Here is a 16,242-nt window from a genome sequence, read left to right as displayed (position 1 = left end):
AGCTGTAAATGGCATCAATCAACTAAAAAATCAAGCCAAAACAGTAAATAAATACTGATATGACTTGACTTTGAGTAGAAAAACCCATTGGTAAAATTGCTATCATTTCAGAATTATAGAAAATATCTCTGGAAACTCCTAGCCAAGCCCGCAGACGATAACCGCTTGGGTCGCCCCAAAATTTCATTTTTTTCTGAGCAATTCTTCCAGGTGCTTGACCAATTATGTTTATTCTGGCTGATGAAGAAGCATAATAAAGTGGTTCTATTCCTTGCTTTGTAAATGTTGCGTTATCAGGATCCGCCTGAATTTCTTGAAAGATTTTTCGAAATTCACTTCGCATATAATATAACCTACTTTCTTTTAAGCTAGTTTTGAAATAACTCAATTTGACGTACTTTACGCTTTAATTGACCTTGTTTTTCTAATAAAGCAAATTTACGAGATAAAGTTTCCGGTGTTGTTCCAAGATATAAGGCTAGGTCTTTCATTTTTAAAGGCAAGGCAAAACTATTTTTTTCAATTTCATCAGCGTATGCTTGTAAATATTCTAGTAGCCGGTCTTCAACTTTAGGTAAAGTCAATAAGTGAATCTGTGTTTGCATTTTCGAGACTTTATCCATATTTAGTTCCAGTAGCCTAATACTTAATTCTGGTTGTCTATGCATTAATTGCATCAAATCTCGCCGTTTTAATAAGCAGATTTCACTAAATTCCGTAGTCTCTACGTAATTATTAATATTCTCTTGGCCAAAAAGCCAATTCTCGCCAACATAATCGCCCGTATGTAGAATCTGTAAAATATTTTCATGGCCGTCTTCATCTAATGTATACTGTTTAGCACTCCCTTGAGCCACGATTACTAAATTTTTGCTCCCCATAGGCTCGATCGCCAACTCACCTTTTTGATAGTGTTTATGCTGAACTAATTTTTCGATTTGCATCTTCTCATCCTGAGGTAAAGCATTAAATAGTGGTACTACGTTAACACATAAATCAGCCATTAAACTCATCGTCCTTTAATTAAAAGTCATCATCGTCGTCTTCGACATACAATCCTTCCTTTAGTTCATGAACTAGGAAGTCTTGAGTTACCCGAATTTGCTCCTTAATCCAAGCCATTAAATTAGTTAAATTAGCAGATAATTCTGGCCAACTTTCATTGTTAGCTAAAGCAATTGCCTTAGTAATGAAGAGCGTTTGCGTATCAAAATCTTTTACCAAGGCAAATAATTGCTTATCACCTGCTAAATATTTACTACTGCCATCTTCTTCTAGCATAGTATATTCCTTAAATTGAGCTGTAATTGTTGGAATACTTTCACCATTATTAACCAATAAGCGATTCAATTGATCAAATTCCTGACGTTCATAAGCAATCCAACCAGTAGCTTTTTCGGCTAAAAAAAGACTAGCAGATCCTTTAGCAAATAAGTTAGCTTGGTTAATCTTTAAAGAATGGATTAACAAGTTAGAAATAATATGACCAGTCATGGCAGCTGCAGTTGGCTGGTGGTGATCAAGATTACTTTGCTTCAATTCCGCCTGATATTTTTCTTCTGCATTCATTGATTGAGCTCCTTTTCCTTAATTCCTTGTACTTCATAACCCATTTTTTCAATAGCCGTCTTGACATCAATAGTTTCAGTCTTATCAGGGTCCAACATGAATTTTAATTTTCCTGCATTGAATAAAACTTTGATTTGGTCAGTACCATCCAAATTATCAACCGCTTTTTCAATTTTACTTAAGCATGAAGGACAGGTCATGCCAGATAATTTCATCATTACTTTTTCCATGATTAAATTCCCCTTCCTTATTAATTTACATATCTAATGCTACTTTGTTTTGTTGATTATAAACTTGATGATCGTCAATTTTTTTGTTGAAATTTGATTAATCTCATCCCGTTCAAGATAACAATTAAGATACTAAATTCATGAATAAACATCCCACTTGCCATTTCAACATAACCCGCAAACAAACCGATGAACAACAGTAAGACTGTCAGTAAAGCCATCACGATATTTTCATTCATGTTTAAAATTGTCTTCTTGGATAAGCCAAGAGCATAAGCGATCTTCCGCAAGTCATTTTTAACTAAAACTATGTCTGAAACTTCAATGGCAACATCCGTTCCACTACCAACGGCAATTGCAACATTAGCATTAGCTAAGGCCGGACTATCATTGATCCCATCACCAATAAAAGCAATATGGTGTCCCTTAGCTCTTTCTTTTTTAACAAAAGTAGCCTTGTCTTGTGGCAACATTTGACCATGAACTTCATCGATTGGCAACTTCGCCGCAATTCGTTCAGCAGTTTCTTGATTGTCTCCAGAAAGCATCACTAGCTTCTTAACCCCTAATTCTTTTAAGTGGGTTAAAGCATCATTAGCTTCTGGGCGCAATTGATCTTTAATGCCAAAAACAGCTAATTGACTTTGGTCTTCATTAGCAAAAGCGACAATTGAATTACCTAATTGACTTAAATGATTAATTGTCTTATCCAATTTTGCATTGGTACGGGTATTTTCGATGATTAAGTCTTGGTTACCTAAATAATATTTTTGATTATTTAAAGTGGCGATGATTCCCTTACCCTTAACAGTTTCCACTTTAATTGAAGCTGGCTTTTGTTTATTTAATTTTGCAATTGCCTGAGCTAAGGGGTGGTTACTTTGACGCTCAATTTGAGCAGCTAATTTAATAATTTCATCTTTGGGCCCATTTAATACCTCAATTGCACTAACTTCTGGATGTCCAACAGTCAAAGTGCCGGTTTTATCAAAAGCAATTTCATCAATCCGATGAGTTTGGTCCATCACTTGCGACCCTTTAAACATAATGCCATTTTTAGCACCATTACCGATACCAGCAACTGTAGATACTGGCACACCAATAACTAAAGCACCTGGGCAACCCAGCACCATAACTGTAATAGCCAGCCTAAGGTCTTTAGTAATTAAACCTACAACAATTGCAATTATAAGTACGGCGGGAGTGTAATATTTGGAAAACCGGTTAATTAACTTTTCTGTATGTGACTTTGTATCTTGTGCTTCTTCAACCATTTCGATAATTTTACCGAAAGTCGTATCTTCACCGACTGCGGTAGTTTCGACAGTCAATGTACCGTTTTCAAGGATAGTTCCTGCATATACTTCATTACCGGCTTTTTTATTAACTAATTTAGATTCACCGTTAACACTGGCTTCATTAAGATAACCAGAACCTGAAATAACCTTGCCATCGACTGGAACCTGATCACCAGTTTTAACTAAAATCTTTTCACCAGGATCAATGAAATCGATGTCTTCTTTCTCAGTTGAGCCATCATCTTGAATAACTAACGCAGTTTGTGGTGCCATTTGAGTCAAATCAGCGACGGCTGACCGAGTTTTTCTTAAAGTTAATTCTTCCAACACATCTCCTAACATGAATAGCCAAGTAACAATGGCTGCTTCATTAAATTCACCAATAATGAAGGCACCGATCACCGCCAGCGATACTAAAACATCAATAGAAATTAATTTAACCTTTAAAGATGAAATAGCCGTCAAAGCAATTGGAAGCACTCCGACAATCCCCACGATAAGCATTAAGGCCTGGTATGGCAAATTCACGTGCAATAGCCATTTAGATCCTTCAGCAAGCAACAGCAGAATAGTAATAACAAGCAAAAGCTGCTTTTTGTACCTCATAAAAAATTGTTGTAACTTAATCATTTTTCACCTCTCCCTTTCTTGACACTACATATCATAGGTAAAAAACAATTTAGGTGACTTGACTGTTATCAAAATACTAGTGTCTTTTTATATTCATCTTTTAAGCAAAAAATCACAATTTTATCGTGTAAATTTCGTTTAATAAAAGAAAGAATATGGCAGATTGCAAGAAATAACTTGAACGAATTTAGTGACGTAGATTAAGCAAGAAGATCTCGATTGGTGTATGCCAATTAAGACATTTAAGTGGCCGTGAATTCAGATACCAATTGATTTGAACCAGTTGGTAATCACTTAGTTCTTCAATGGCTTGTCCCTTGGGAATAAACCGTCGCAAAACTCGGTTACGGTTCTCATTACTACCGCGTTCATGTGGTGAATAAGCATGGGCAAAATAAACCGGAGTACCAGTTTGCCGTTCAATTGCCTGGTAGTTAGCGAACTCTTTCCCATGATCTACGGTAAGCGTCTTGAGCTTGTCTTGAAGTTGACTAGCTAGTTCAAGTACGGCTTGAGTCATGGACTGACTGTCGCGACCATGGAGCCGTTTAACAATTGTCAGGCGACTCTTACGCTCCACAAAAGTAGCCACAGCTTGACCTTTACGCTTGCCAGAAAGTACGGTATCAGCTTCAAAGTGGCCGAATTCCTGGCGAGTTTCGACTTTATGAGAACGCTCCTCAATGGAGCGGCCGTGACTGAACGTACCACGCTTTTCTTTAGCACGATGACGACGAATTCCATGATCAGGCAAATCGGGTAACTGTACATCAAGCCATCCTTGATCAATCCAGTTATAGACCGTCTTGTAGGCAATCCCAACTACATGGGCAACTTGTTCAGGGGACCACTTCTGGACTTGAATCTTTTCCTCGATCAAGTGTTTAAGGCTTTTAGTAAGCGAAGACTTTCGCCCCCGTTGACTAACCTTTCGTTCAAAGTCAGTTTGCGCTAGTTCAGCTTGATACCCACTATTTAGCCGGTGAAGTTCGTTAAAGATGGTAGTCTTACTAAAGCCTAAGTAATTAGCGATGTATCGTAAGGAACGTCCTTCATTATGAAGCGTTTCAATGACAACGCGGTTCTGGAATGATAAAATAGTGGTGCCCATTAAGGCCCTTCTTTCTAATGGAATGTTGTGGTAACACCATTAAAGACCTTGATGGGTTTTTCTGTCCACTTAAATGTTCAACTTAAATTTTACAATCTGCCGTAGTTAAAACATTCTTAAATTTATTAAGTATCTTTGGTTTATCAATGGTACTGTACCCTGTCAAGTTGACACATTAAATAATAAAAACTAGTTGGCCTTGCCGAATCGATATTCTGCTGCGGTAAGGTCATTTCTTTTGCCTGAAATAAAGGAATGCGTAAAGTAATCGATACCTTCTGTCACCAGCTGTTCTAAGTCTTCAAACGTTTGTGGTTGTGGTGAGTGTGCTAACCAGATAGATTTAAAATCAGCCCACCAGTGCTCCATCACCGCATTATCAGCTGGTGTTCCTGGGGCTGAGTAACTATGTTGGCTGTTATTACTAGCCAAGTAGTGGTTGAATGCTTTGGAAGTATATGCTGCTCCGCGATCAGTGTGGATTAGCGGTGCCAGACCTCCGGCTTTCTGCTTGGCCATTTGAAATACTTTAATAGCCCCAGTACTCGTTTCTGTAGGCGTAATGATCCAGCTAAGTGGGTATTGACCGTATAGATCCAGGACAACGTGTAGACGGACTTTGTACTTACGAATGTTGTAGGCAATTTCCGTCGTGTCCGTCACCCACACCTGATTTGCGGCAGCTTGTTCAAACTGGCGGTTCAGGGTATTCTGTGCTTCATAATTTTCCTGCTCCTGCACACGTTTTCTCTTAGGCTGACGATAGTCCGCTTTAATACTGTGTTCCTTCATAATGCGCATGACGCGCTTCTTGTTAACTGTGTATGATAATCTTTCCCGCTTTATTAAACGGGTCATCTTGTCATAACCAACGCAGTGTTTATGTTGTGCTTCTAACTGTTTAACGAGCTTTAGAATTTCTTGATCTTGAATATCATGAACCGTCGGTTCATGGGTAAGCCACTTGTAGTAAGCCTGCCGACTTACCCCGGCTGCTTTAACTAGATCAGATACCTTATACCCACTTTGGCTCATTTCCTGAATCGCTTGATATCGTCCGGCCGTTCCACCTCCCGATTGTGTATTTCGACCAATTTTTTTGCGAAGGCAATCTGTACCTCCCGTTCCTTCGCTTTAGCTTTCAGCTGCCTTACTTCTTGTCGTAATCTTTCCACTTCATTGGTTGGTGTTTTGCCTTTATGGCGACCCCGGTTATCCTGAAGGGATTCCCAATCGTGAGTTCTTTGGTACTTTCGTACCCATGAATAGACCCGTTGATAGCTGACATTAAATTTTTCTGCCGCGGCTTGATAGTTATACTCGTGATCAATTGTCCATTGAGTAATTTGCCGTTTCTCCTCAAAAGTAACTTTTCGGCCCACTTTCCTAGCTCGCTTTCTTGTTGCGTAAGCAACACTTAATTGTCCACTATTGTACCGGACAATCCATTGATGTAGTTGGGAAAGACTACGAATTTGATATCTATTGAGAATTGCTTGGCCTGACAGGGTACCTGAAAGGTAAGCTTTAACGGCTAATCGCTTGGTTTGAAGTGTGTACCTGTGATTGTGTTCAGGGCGAATCAATCCAGCCAAACCAGCCGTTAAAAATTGTTTAATCCATCTGTTAAGGCTAGAGGTCCGCACCTGGTGATAATCCGCGTATACCCCGAGTGAGTAGTCTGAATCTTGGTAATTACTGAGTAACCTTAATTTTTCCGTCGTTGAATATGTTCCTATTCAAAACACCCCCTAGAGATGACACTTTTATTATTTAAAGTGTCAACCCTAAGGGGTATTGTACGAATGGTTATCCCTAATTTTTGTAAAATAAAGATTCTAACCATAAAGCCGAATATTTTTGTCATCTGCACTAACTTATAAGGATTAGATACCGCCATATTTTCTCTATCTCCGTGTGTTAGGAATACCCTTGTGCTTACAAGCTTTCCAATCCAATCATCTGTATTTCCAACGTGTTCAGATAATAGTTCTCTATAAGATTCAGGCAATTCCTCAATAAATTTGTTTATTTTATCCCTCAAAGTAAGACGTTCATTTCTAAAATACGATTCAATGCCTTGTGTATAATTGACAAGATCATTTTCAATTACCGACCTGTAGTTAACCGTTAACAAATAGTCATCCACCAGTAACTGTAACTCTTTTGAGGAACTTACCCAATTATTTATCACACTGAGCAACTTCGATTGGACATCATTATAGTCATATGAAAAACTGTGCGCTTGAATTATTTAGGGTTGCATACAGCGAATTAAAGTGTTAAAATTATCCAGATTAACACATCAGGAAGTTATAAGTATCATTCATTTTTGCTATCTATTATTTTCTTAGATGTTAATTCAATTTGGTTACTTTGGTTTGATTCCTAGGAGGATATATATATGCAAAATGGTACTGTAAAATGGTTTAATGCTGATAAGGGCTATGGGTTTATCTCTGGTTCAGATGGTAAAGATGTATTCGTACACTTTTCATCAATTAAAACTAACGGTTTTAAGAGTCTTGAGGAAGGGCAAAAAGTTAGTTACGATGTTGAACAAGCCGATCGAGGACCTCAAGCGACTAATGTTGTTCCACAATAATTTGTCTAATATTATGAAGAACTGCTTTTGATGGAGCAGTTCTTTTTTATGGCTCTTCGTCAAAAAGTACTGATAGAAAAATTTGGCTCTTTGTCAATCGGTACTGATAGCTAATTTTGACCAGTTCAAGCAACTAGTTTGCTTGGGCTGGTTTTTCTTGTGATTATGGGTGCCTGAACCATGATGTGCGAATTTTTTAATGCTATTAGTATGCGAATCCGGAACCGGAAAAAGTTGCGAAAACCATAAGCCGTCCGTTTGATTACTTTGATTTTGTTATTAGTACCCTCAATGGGACCATTAGTTAACTGGTATTGAAAGCTCCTGATGATTTCTTCCTGGTGTTGCCGTAAAGTCCGCTGGACTTTTTGTAATTGTTTAGGCAGATTAGTGAGTTTGCGTTGTAAGAGTGCCGTTAACTCTGCTGCTTGACCTTGATCCACTGCCTCTATCAAAGTTTGGTAGTAGTCATAAGCTATTTGCAATTCGGGTGACATGGACAAAAGCCGATCAATGACCTCACTATCAGACAACCAGGCGCCACGAAAGTTGCGCCGTGGATAGTGGTGAATATTATCTAAATGAGCGATTTTTTGTAAAAGTAACTTCCAGAAACGCTTTAAAACGCGATACTCGTGGGTGCCATGACCATAACGATTCATTACTTTAATCCGCACCGCTTGAAGTGCCCGATACGCCTGGGCAACGATATGAAAATGATCGGCAATAATTCGGGCATGAGGAAAGAGTTCCTTGATTAAGCTCCGGTAAGGTTGATAAAGGTCGACGACAATCAAACGGACAGCACATCGGGCCCGCCGGGTAAAGTGACGATAAAAGTATTGCTTTAAATAACGCGAGTTCCGGGATTTAATAATATCGATGGTGCGATGATTAGTCGGATTCATTAAGAGCATGCTCATCCCACTATCAGCGAATTGGCCTGACTTGAAGTCATCAAAAGCAATCGTTGCCGGCAGCCAATCTTTCTCAGGAACAAAGGTGTTTTCTAGCGTATCGATGGTTCTGGCAACGGTACTAGCAGACACGTAATAGTTATGGGCTAACTCTTTCTGTGAAATATTACGGTGAAGGTCTTTGATAATGAATTGCTTCACGTTATTAGCAATCCGACAGCCGCGGCTAATGCCTTTAATCGTGGCGATTTTCGTCACGGTTTGCGGACATTTAGTGGACGGCTTACAGATATACTGCTGTTTTTTAATCATGAGAATGGTCTTTACACCAGCGACCGACAGGGCGGTAATGACTACTGGGCGATGACGAAAACCATTCTTCAACATCGGGCGTCCACAAACAGGACAACGACATTCACCAGTCTTGACCAAATGAATGATTTTGGTTTGGTCATCAATAGTCTCAGCCCCTTCTTTATCCAGCTGAAGCCCTGGGTCTTGGATTCCGGTTAAAAAGTTGATATCATTAGTCATGAGGATTAATTTCCTTTCTGGAGGACAATCACCACGATTTAGGCTTTGGGGTGATTGTCCGTTTTTTTTATTGTCATCATAAACGAAAAACGGTACCGATGGAAAATTCCATCAGTACCGAATAGTGTAGAACCATAATTATACAGAACAGGACGTTGAACACTACCAAAAGCAGTTAAATCAACGTCCGCGCAAAGTGTTAAATTATGAAACCCCATATGAAGTATTTTTTGATAAACCGTTGCACTTAGTTTGACAATTCGCCACACAAAATCAGTGTCCAAAACTGTTATTGGTAATAATAAACTCAAAAAGTCAGGCCAAAACAGTAATTAAGCACTGATATAACTTGACTTTGAGTAGAAAAGATGTACTCAGCCATTTTAGCTGAGTGTCGCTTTCTAGTTATTCAGCCTATTGATGCTTACGCTTTAACCCGGCTAAGCCTAACATACCCAGCATCGTTGCTAAACCTAATGCCACAGCACCAGTTTCACTTTGGTTACCTGTCTTAGGCAATCGATTAGCCTGCTGTTTATTACTAGTTAGGCTATTCTTAGTCAAATTATCGGTCTCTTGGCTAGTAGTATTAGTTTTTGTATGCTGGTTTCCCTTAGTTCCCTGACTATCATCAGGAGTAGCAACTTGGTCCTTGATGTAAGTAACGGTCTGTTCGATGTCCGTACTATTACCATCAACGGTTTCAGCATCAATCTGGGCATAGTCTGGAGTGTAGCCAGCAATCGTTGGGCTAGTAACAGCATCAAAACTACCCGTCGACCAAGCACCCCAGGTAATTTCGCCTGTAACTGCATCCTTAGAACCCGTCCGGGTTAAGGTAATCGTTTGTACCTTATCTGGTTGGGCTTGACTACCATCACTGTACTTATAATGGATGGTTCTCGTAATGGTCTTTTGACCATTCTCAGTTGATTGTTGATGGCTGAGGACAATTGTAAAGGACTGTAACTGATTATCTTGCCACTGATTAGGATCGGAGCTGCTATAGTAATCGTTGTTAGTACTATCGTAATGGAAGCCATTTTGAAAATCAGACGAAGTAACTTCAAATCCTAAAGATTTCAATTTAGCTAATAAATCATCAACCTTAAATTGACTTTGGACCCCACTGTATCCCCACAAAACAACTTTTCCTAAGGAGCTATTAGTGGTTTGATCCAAAAAGTTAATCTCTACTCGTTGCCGATCAGGATGAAGCGTTATATAAGTATTTACAGCCGCTCCTGGTGCCATACTACTATAATGACTTTCACCCGGATAGGCACCAATTAAATGGCCATCTTTATCTAAGGCAATCCTTTCGCCACCTAAAATGTCGGCTTCAAAATCCGGAACTTGATAACCCTTGGAACGATCATTGGCATCCACCGGTGTCAAAGCATGGTAACCAGCCGTATGTTGTTTGTTTTGGTGATAGTAATAAACACCGGAAGACCAACCATTAGCACCCTTAATGAAGTCATAAACCCGATCGCCTGGCTTATGAACATTATCAAATATATGATCCTTCACATAGACTGATGGGTTCCCCTGAGCATCATTCGCAGGATAGATACTTACGGCATCATAGTTAACATACGTTATCGGCTTATAGTCTGGCAATGGATTAGCAGGCTTCTCATTTTCTACCACAGTAGTCTGATTATTAATCAGTTGTTTAGCCTGATCAATATTGCTTTTGCTTGTACTTTTATTTTGAGTATCAGCAGTCGTCGTAGCGATAACTGGGTTCTCTTGATTAGTATCAGCAGTCGTCGTAGCGATAACTGGGTTCTCTTGATTAGCATCAGTAACCGTGTCCGCCTGGACATTAGCTTCACCCATCAAGAAAATAGTTCCCAACAGGACAGAAGCTACCCCAATACTCAGCTTCCGTAAAGCAAATTTAGGCTTTTGGTGCGTACATTGACGATCAGTTAGCAAATGATTATTTTTTGAAAACATCGTTTCCTTCCCCCTCCAAAAATTAATTTCCCTTTTATTATAGCACTAATGTAAATATTATGACCCGAGATGTTTATAGGTCATTTATGATTGCCTTTTTTTTTGATTAGGGATATTCAAAAGTCTATCACAAATGGCTTTTTCATCTTTCTAACTTAATTTTACAAACGGCGTAACTTAATTTTACAAACGGCGTTTATTAGATGAGATGCAATACCACCACTAAAAAACATCTCTTTATTTTCAATCTCAATTTGACGATTGGCCATTTTATAATTTTCTACCCTTATAACTATCTTTTCTTAAATTACAGTTGAGTGTCCTACTCTGCTCGATAATGATAACTAAATTAAAGAAAGCCAACACTGTTACATTACCTTAATCAACTCAACTTAAAGACCCCAAAATCAGCCATTTTTACGCACGCTCTTATCCCCGTCATATTAACCATTACAGCTTTTCTCATCACCTTAACCAACTCAACTCTCCAAAATGGACACTGGTCTACACAACCCGAAAATCCAGCACACTATCCACTCGACCCTCTAGCTCAATAAGCAAAAAGTGTACTAATTCCAATTACCAATAGAGGAATTAGTACACTTTTTATCGATCAAGAATGCCGGCATACCGGCGTTTGCAGGCTATTTATCTGTACGTTCCAGGACCGTAACACTCTCAACATGCCACGAGCTGATGTTGTCAATTACACATTCTGGATTAACGGCTATGTTAACCAATTAGCTTTGATTAATCAAAAACATTGTGTTTGTTAACTCGCTTTCATAATACCAAATATTGCCATGCTTTTGAGATAAACATCAACGCTCAAATTATTACCGGTTTGCGGGAACACATAAATTCTAAAAAATAGTTTAAGGTGTTTGCGGAAAATTAAATGCCAAGTTTCATTTGAAGTATTAACCCCATAATTGTAATTGCAACATCTGCCCCTTTATCCAATACAAAAGAAATGATAGGTTTTACCTTTTCCCATTTTTTCTTTTTTGATATTTTCTCATTATTTATTTGTTCTAGCTCATTAATTTTTGTCTTCAGTTCTTCGGTCTCGGCCTCATTCAACCCTGGCATTTCCTCTATTTGCTTCCTAGCATCCTTAAATGAAAGATTTATATTAATGTCATTGGAATTTGAAACAGGTACACTCACACTAATATCCTGTGATATCTTTGAATTTTGAGGAGTTGGAAAACCGCAAAGGTACCCTTCTAGTCTTCCTTTCATGATACGTAAGTTGTGAAGATATGATTCCTTTCCCATATAGTTATAGGCGAAGCCGTCAGCACTACTGTACCCATACATACTTTTCCCAAATCCTGGTATATATGTTGAGTACTTGCCATCAATCTTTAAATGTATATTTTTCATTTTTTCTTCATCGCTAGACTTAATTGCTTCATCTATAGCTTTTATGTCGGGAGCAATTACTTCAACTAAATCTTCCCTATTCTTAATTGAAAGCACATCTTTCTTCACTACTGTTTCACTTCACTTTCACGCAATGATTTATAAATTTCCCCTGCAAAAGTTCCCAAAACCTCTTTCTTAATATCATCGTTGTTGAGTAGCAAAGTGAAAAAGTCTTTATTATGTTCAAGACCCTCAATCAACATATCGTCAATATGATCAAAGTATGATAGTTCAAAGTCATGCTCATTGTTATTTTTTGCACTGCTCCTTAAGTTATTTGACTTCATCATTAGGTCCCTAATTTGAAGCATCGATTTAACAGCTACATCCTTGTCAAAATTAGACCCAGTTGTTTGGTTAATTTCTTCGATAATTTTGGATAATTTTTCCTTCTTTGCTTCACTAAGTTCAACATCATCAGCCATTGGTAACTTTACTACTGGATTTGACCGTTTCGTACCTGATATATGTTGGCCCGTCTGTTTCTGGGTAAACTTGCTGGCTTTTATTTTTCCAGTCAGATCATAACCCTGTCCTGGACGGCTAATATTTACGTACTTCATCAAATAAGATACATAATTATATAGTTTCTGCAGTTCTTCGTCTTTAAGGCTAGATACTTGCAAAAGAAACTCATAGCAGCGCACAAAATGCTTTAACGTAGTCAAAACTTCTCGTTGGGTATTTTCGTCTAATTCTTTTATTTTCTTTTCTGTAGCGCCAAAGTAGAAATTAAGATTCTTCTTATCTCGACTTTGAATTTTTGCTTTATGAATAATGTTGTTTGCACCCTCCACATTTTGCGGATCAATTATATAGAACCCATCAATTTTTTCTACTAGGTTATAAACCAATTGTGGATTAACCGTATCTGCTAATAAAGTGGTCGTGTAATAAGGAGCAAAGGCGGCCTCAATATCCTTATAGTCATTAACAAAATCCAATACAAATGGAGTCTTTTCATATGGTGGGCAGATACGATTTAAGCGAGAAAGTGTTTGTACTGCATTGACTCCACGTAATTTTTTCATGACGTACATAGCAGATAACTTAGGTTGGTCAAATCCAACTTGATATTTATTAGCTACTAGTAAGAAACGATATCCAGGTTTATTAAACTCTTTAGCTGTACGGTCTTCTGGTAAACCATTCATTGAAGCCTCAGTATATTCCTTGTTATCATCATCTGAGTTAACGTTGCCAGAAAAGGCAACAAGCATCCCCATATCATCATAATGATGTTCGTTAATATAATTTTCAAATGCTTGTCGATACTTAACCGCTGCCTTACGAGATGACATAATAACCATTGCTTTTGCTTGATTACCTAATTCTGACATCACATGTTCTCTGAAATGGTCAATAATAATTTTTGTTCGTTGAGAAATATTCTGATCATCTAAATCTATTTGCTGAGCTATTTGTCGTTTTGCATCAGCCGTCTTTAATTCTGGATCATCAGCAATCTCTTTATTAAGTTCATAGTATGTTTGATAGGTCGTGTAATTAGCTAAAACATCAAGAATAAATCCTTCTTCAATAGCCTGTTTCATACTATACAAATGGAATGCTCGATAATTACCATGTTTATCTAAGCGTCCAAAGAGGCGTAAGGTAGTTGGCTTAGGTGTTGCTGTAAAAGCAAACATACTTACATTCTTTTGCTTTCCAGAGCTTTCAATTTCTTGTACTAATTGATCTTGAATGTCCTGTTCATAGAATTTATCCGATGATGATAAAGCTTCAGTCACAGCCATCATATCTTTACCAGCAGTTGACGAGTGTGCTTCATCAATAATCACGGCAAATTTCTTATTTTTAAGTGAAACATCAGACGAATTACTATCATCCTTAATCAAATCAACAACGTATGGAAATTTTTGGATCGTAGTAACCACAATTTTAGTGTTGCTTTCTAATGCCAGCTTAAGATCCTCAGACGTACATTTATCATCCATAACACGAATAAGGCCAGCTTTATGTTCAATACCCATTATTGCTTTTTGTAGCTGTCGATCCACGACCACCCTGTCCGTCATAATGATGACATTATTAAAAATAATTTGATTATCATCGTCATGAAGACTAGCTAGTCTATGTGCAAGCCATGCAATAGAGTTAGTTTTTCCTGATCCAGCAGAGTGCTGAATTAAATAATTTTGTGATGTCTTATTGATCTTCAAATCAGCTAAAGTTTTACGAATCACATCTAACTGATGATATCTTGGGAAAATTAATTGTTGCTTTACCCTTCTCTTCCCAGTCAGCGGATCTTTACTTTCCTTAGCCTCAATAAAGATAAATTTGGTAATCAATTCAACTAAAGTTTCTTTTCTTAGAATATCCTCCCACATATAAGAAACACTATATTTATCAGGAAAGTGTGGATTCCCTGCACCAGAATTTATACCTTCCCCTTTTCCCATGTTGAAAGGCATAAAGAACGTCTTCTCTTTTGCTAACTTGGTAGTCATATAAACTTCTTCAGTATCCATAGCAAAGTTTACTAAACATCCTGCTTTAAAAAGAAATAAACGATCTTTAGGATTACGCGATGTCCGATATTGTTTGATTGCATTCTCGTAATTTTGTCCTTGGCTATTGCTTTTAAGCTCGAAGCTAATTACAGCAAATCCATTTATAAAGATTACGAGATCAATTCGCTCTTTATTCTCTTTATCCGCATATACCTCTTGCATTACAGAAAAAATATTTTCTGAATACAACTTTGAGAGTTCAGGATTAAAGTCAGTAGCTGGTTTCCCATATAGCAAGGTTAAATGTTGATTGTTAACATCAACACCGTGTTTTAACGCAGAAAGTAGGCTTCCTTTCTTACTAATGATAAATTTATTAATGGTGTTAATGATTGTCTCTTCAGTATCTTCCTTAAATTGTTTAGTTAATTCTTCTAATTTTTTTGGTTGAGTATCCTTTAAAAACGGCAGATTGCAAGAAATAACTTGAACGAATTTAGTGACGTAGATTAAGCAAGAAGATCTCGATTGGTGTATGCCAATTAAGACATTTAAGTGGCCGTGAATTCAGATACCAATTGATTTGAACCAGTTGGTAATCACTTAGTTCTTCAATGGCTTGTCCCTTGGGAATAAACCGTCGCAAAACTCGGTTACGGTTCTCATTACTACCGCGTTCATGTGGTGAATAAGCATGGGCAAAATAAACCGGAGTACCAGTTTGCTGCTCAATTGTCTGATAGTTAGCGAACTCTTTCCCATGATCCACGGTCAGCGTCTTGAGCTTGTCTTGAAGTTGACTAGCTAGTTCAAGTACGGCTTGAGTCATGGACTGACTGTCGCGGCCATGGAGCCGTTTAACAATTGTCAGGCGACTCTTACGCTCCACAAAAGTAGCCACAGCTTGACCTTTACGTTTGCCATAAAGTACGGTATCAGCTTCAAAGTGGCCGAATTCCTGGCGAGTTTCGACTTTATGAGAACGCTCCTCAATGGAGCGGCCGTGACTGAACGTACCACGCTTTTCTTTAGCGCGATGGCGACGTATTCCATGATCAGGCAAATCAGATAACTGCACATCAAGCCATCCTTGATCAATCCAGTTATAGACCGTCTTGTAGGCAATCCCAACCACATGGGCAACTTGTTCAGGGGACCACTTCTGGACTTGAATCTTTTCCTCGACCAAGTGTTTAAGGTTTTTAGTGAGCGAAGACTTCCGCCCCCGTTGACTAACCTTTTGTTCAAAGTCAGTTTGCGCTAGTTCAGCCTGGTACTCACTATTTAGCCGGTGAAGTTCGTTAAAGATGGTGGTCTTACTAAAGCCTAAGTAGTTAGCGATGTATCGCAAGGAACGTCCTTCACTATGAAGCGTTTCAATGACAACACGGTTCTGGAATGATAAAATAGTGGTGCTCATCAAGGTCCTTCTTTCTAATGGATTGTGTGGTAACACCATTAAAGACCTTGATGGG

Annotated in this window: 15 protein-coding genes and 1 pseudogene; 2 read left to right on the top strand and 14 right to left on the bottom strand. The window is 38.2% G+C overall.

Annotation, left to right across the window (positions count from 1 at the left end; all coding sequences use genetic code 11):
* Nucleotides 1-22: 22 nt before the first annotated feature.
* The 9 genes from C1710_RS05200 to C1710_RS05160 all read right to left on the bottom strand — a co-directional run bounded on the left by C1710_RS05200 (nucleotide 23) and on the right by C1710_RS05160 (nucleotide 6,987).
* Nucleotides 23-343 carry a uracil-DNA glycosylase family protein gene (locus C1710_RS05200; RefSeq protein ID WP_180961308.1) on the bottom strand — a complete coding sequence of 107 codons (321 nt, stop codon included), beginning with the start codon at nucleotides 341-343 and terminating at the stop codon, nucleotides 23-25.
* 25 nt (nucleotides 344-368) lie between these two features.
* Nucleotides 369-1,004, bottom strand: a complete 636-nt coding sequence (locus tag C1710_RS05195) for a Crp/Fnr family transcriptional regulator (protein ID WP_102280763.1) — start codon at nucleotides 1,002-1,004, stop codon at nucleotides 369-371.
* A gap of 19 nt (nucleotides 1,005-1,023) precedes the next feature.
* Nucleotides 1,024-1,569, bottom strand: a complete 546-nt coding sequence (locus tag C1710_RS05190) for a DNA-binding protein (RefSeq protein ID WP_102280761.1) — start codon at nucleotides 1,567-1,569, stop codon at nucleotides 1,024-1,026.
* Entirely contained in the window at nucleotides 1,566-1,799 is a 234-nt protein-coding gene (locus C1710_RS05185) for a heavy-metal-associated domain-containing protein (RefSeq protein WP_102280759.1), read from the bottom strand. Before C1710_RS05185 ends, C1710_RS05190 begins: the two co-directional genes overlap by 4 nt.
* 74 nt (nucleotides 1,800-1,873) lie before the next feature.
* Nucleotides 1,874-3,727: a heavy metal translocating P-type ATPase gene (locus C1710_RS05180; RefSeq protein ID WP_102280757.1), complete on the bottom strand. Its 1,854-nt coding sequence runs from the start codon at nucleotides 3,725-3,727 to the stop codon at nucleotides 1,874-1,876.
* A 187-nt stretch (nucleotides 3,728-3,914) separates the two neighbouring features.
* The gene (locus C1710_RS05175) at nucleotides 3,915-4,838 is read right to left on the bottom strand and encodes an IS30 family transposase (protein WP_102280755.1); all 924 of its coding nucleotides are present in this window, start codon (nucleotides 4,836-4,838) and stop codon (nucleotides 3,915-3,917) included.
* A 189-nt stretch (nucleotides 4,839-5,027) separates the two neighbouring features.
* Nucleotides 5,028-5,873, bottom strand: coding sequence for an IS3 family transposase (locus C1710_RS05170; protein ID WP_102280753.1), 846 nt, complete (start codon nucleotides 5,871-5,873; stop codon nucleotides 5,028-5,030).
* Nucleotides 5,870-6,484 (bottom strand): helix-turn-helix domain-containing protein, encoded by a 615-nt coding sequence (locus tag C1710_RS05165; RefSeq protein ID WP_102279073.1) that lies wholly within the window; start codon nucleotides 6,482-6,484, stop codon nucleotides 5,870-5,872. Before C1710_RS05165 ends, C1710_RS05170 begins: the two co-directional genes overlap by 4 nt.
* Before the next feature lie 89 nt (nucleotides 6,485-6,573).
* The gene (locus tag C1710_RS05160) at nucleotides 6,574-6,987 is read right to left on the bottom strand and encodes a HEPN domain-containing protein (RefSeq protein ID WP_328587349.1); all 414 of its coding nucleotides are present in this window, start codon (nucleotides 6,985-6,987) and stop codon (nucleotides 6,574-6,576) included.
* A gap of 255 nt (nucleotides 6,988-7,242) precedes the next feature.
* On the opposite strand from C1710_RS05160, the gene C1710_RS05155 reads away from it, so the two are divergent.
* The gene (locus C1710_RS05155) at nucleotides 7,243-7,443 is read left to right on the top strand and encodes a cold-shock protein (RefSeq protein WP_047767872.1); all 201 of its coding nucleotides are present in this window, start codon (nucleotides 7,243-7,245) and stop codon (nucleotides 7,441-7,443) included.
* A 125-nt stretch (nucleotides 7,444-7,568) separates the two neighbouring features.
* Here C1710_RS05155 and C1710_RS05150 read toward each other — a convergent pair whose 3' ends face one another.
* Nucleotides 7,569-8,894, bottom strand: a complete 1,326-nt coding sequence (locus C1710_RS05150; protein WP_102279250.1) for an ISL3 family transposase — start codon at nucleotides 8,892-8,894, stop codon at nucleotides 7,569-7,571.
* Nucleotides 8,895-9,030: 136 nt separating this feature from the next.
* On the opposite strand from C1710_RS05150, the pseudogene C1710_RS05145 reads away from it, so the two are divergent.
* A pseudogene (locus C1710_RS05145) lies at nucleotides 9,031-9,150 on the top strand (IS30 family transposase); the annotation flags it as partial.
* 158 nt (nucleotides 9,151-9,308) lie between these two features.
* Here C1710_RS05145 and C1710_RS05140 read toward each other — a convergent pair.
* The 4 genes from C1710_RS05140 to C1710_RS05125 all read right to left on the bottom strand — a co-directional run bounded on the left by C1710_RS05140 (nucleotide 9,309) and on the right by C1710_RS05125 (nucleotide 16,187).
* Nucleotides 9,309-10,859, bottom strand: coding sequence for a mucin-binding protein (locus tag C1710_RS05140; protein ID WP_102280751.1), 1,551 nt, complete (start codon nucleotides 10,857-10,859; stop codon nucleotides 9,309-9,311).
* Nucleotides 10,860-11,753: 894 nt separating this feature from the next.
* Nucleotides 11,754-12,356 (bottom strand): hypothetical protein, encoded by a 603-nt coding sequence (locus C1710_RS05135; RefSeq protein WP_102280749.1) that lies wholly within the window; start codon nucleotides 12,354-12,356, stop codon nucleotides 11,754-11,756.
* Nucleotides 12,356-15,016, bottom strand: a complete 2,661-nt coding sequence (locus C1710_RS05130; protein ID WP_235857971.1) for a type I restriction endonuclease subunit R — start codon at nucleotides 15,014-15,016, stop codon at nucleotides 12,356-12,358. Before C1710_RS05130 ends, C1710_RS05135 begins: the two co-directional genes overlap by 1 nt.
* 247 nt (nucleotides 15,017-15,263) lie before the next feature.
* The gene (locus C1710_RS05125) at nucleotides 15,264-16,187 is read right to left on the bottom strand and encodes an IS30 family transposase (protein ID WP_102280748.1); all 924 of its coding nucleotides are present in this window, start codon (nucleotides 16,185-16,187) and stop codon (nucleotides 15,264-15,266) included.
* Nucleotides 16,188-16,242: the final 55 nt, after the last annotated feature.

The sequence above is a fragment of the [Lactobacillus] timonensis genome, assembly GCF_900240275.1.
In the GTDB taxonomy this organism is placed as follows: domain Bacteria; phylum Bacillota; class Bacilli; order Lactobacillales; family Lactobacillaceae; genus Limosilactobacillus; species Limosilactobacillus timonensis.
The sequence above is the reverse complement of the archived record's forward strand: the minus strand, read 5'-3'. Positions and strand labels throughout refer to the sequence as shown.

Bases quoted from the DNA above. Each gene is read 5' to 3' on its own strand.
- C1710_RS05200 (WP_180961308.1), bottom strand. From the start codon at position 343: ATGCGAAGTGAATTTCGAAAAATCTTTCAAGAAATTCAGGCGGATCCT.
- C1710_RS05195 (WP_102280763.1), bottom strand. From the start codon at position 1,004: ATGGCTGATTTATGTGTTAACGTAGTACCACTATTTAATGCTTTACCT.
- C1710_RS05190 (WP_102280761.1), bottom strand. From the start codon at position 1,569: ATGAATGCAGAAGAAAAATATCAGGCGGAATTGAAGCAAAGTAATCTT.
- C1710_RS05185 (WP_102280759.1), bottom strand. From the start codon at position 1,799: ATGGAAAAAGTAATGATGAAATTATCTGGCATGACCTGTCCTTCATGC.
- C1710_RS05180 (WP_102280757.1), bottom strand. From the start codon at position 3,727: ATGATTAAGTTACAACAATTTTTTATGAGGTACAAAAAGCAGCTTTTG.
- C1710_RS05175 (WP_102280755.1), bottom strand. From the start codon at position 4,838: ATGGGCACCACTATTTTATCATTCCAGAACCGCGTTGTCATTGAAACG.
- C1710_RS05170 (WP_102280753.1), bottom strand. From the start codon at position 5,873: ATGAGCCAAAGTGGGTATAAGGTATCTGATCTAGTTAAAGCAGCCGGG.
- C1710_RS05155 (WP_047767872.1), top strand. From the start codon at position 7,243: ATGCAAAATGGTACTGTAAAATGGTTTAATGCTGATAAGGGCTATGGG.
- C1710_RS05150 (WP_102279250.1), bottom strand. From the start codon at position 8,894: ATGACTAATGATATCAACTTTTTAACCGGAATCCAAGACCCAGGGCTT.
- C1710_RS05140 (WP_102280751.1), bottom strand. From the start codon at position 10,859: ATGTTTTCAAAAAATAATCATTTGCTAACTGATCGTCAATGTACGCAC.
- C1710_RS05125 (WP_102280748.1), bottom strand. From the start codon at position 16,187: ATGAGCACCACTATTTTATCATTCCAGAACCGTGTTGTCATTGAAACG.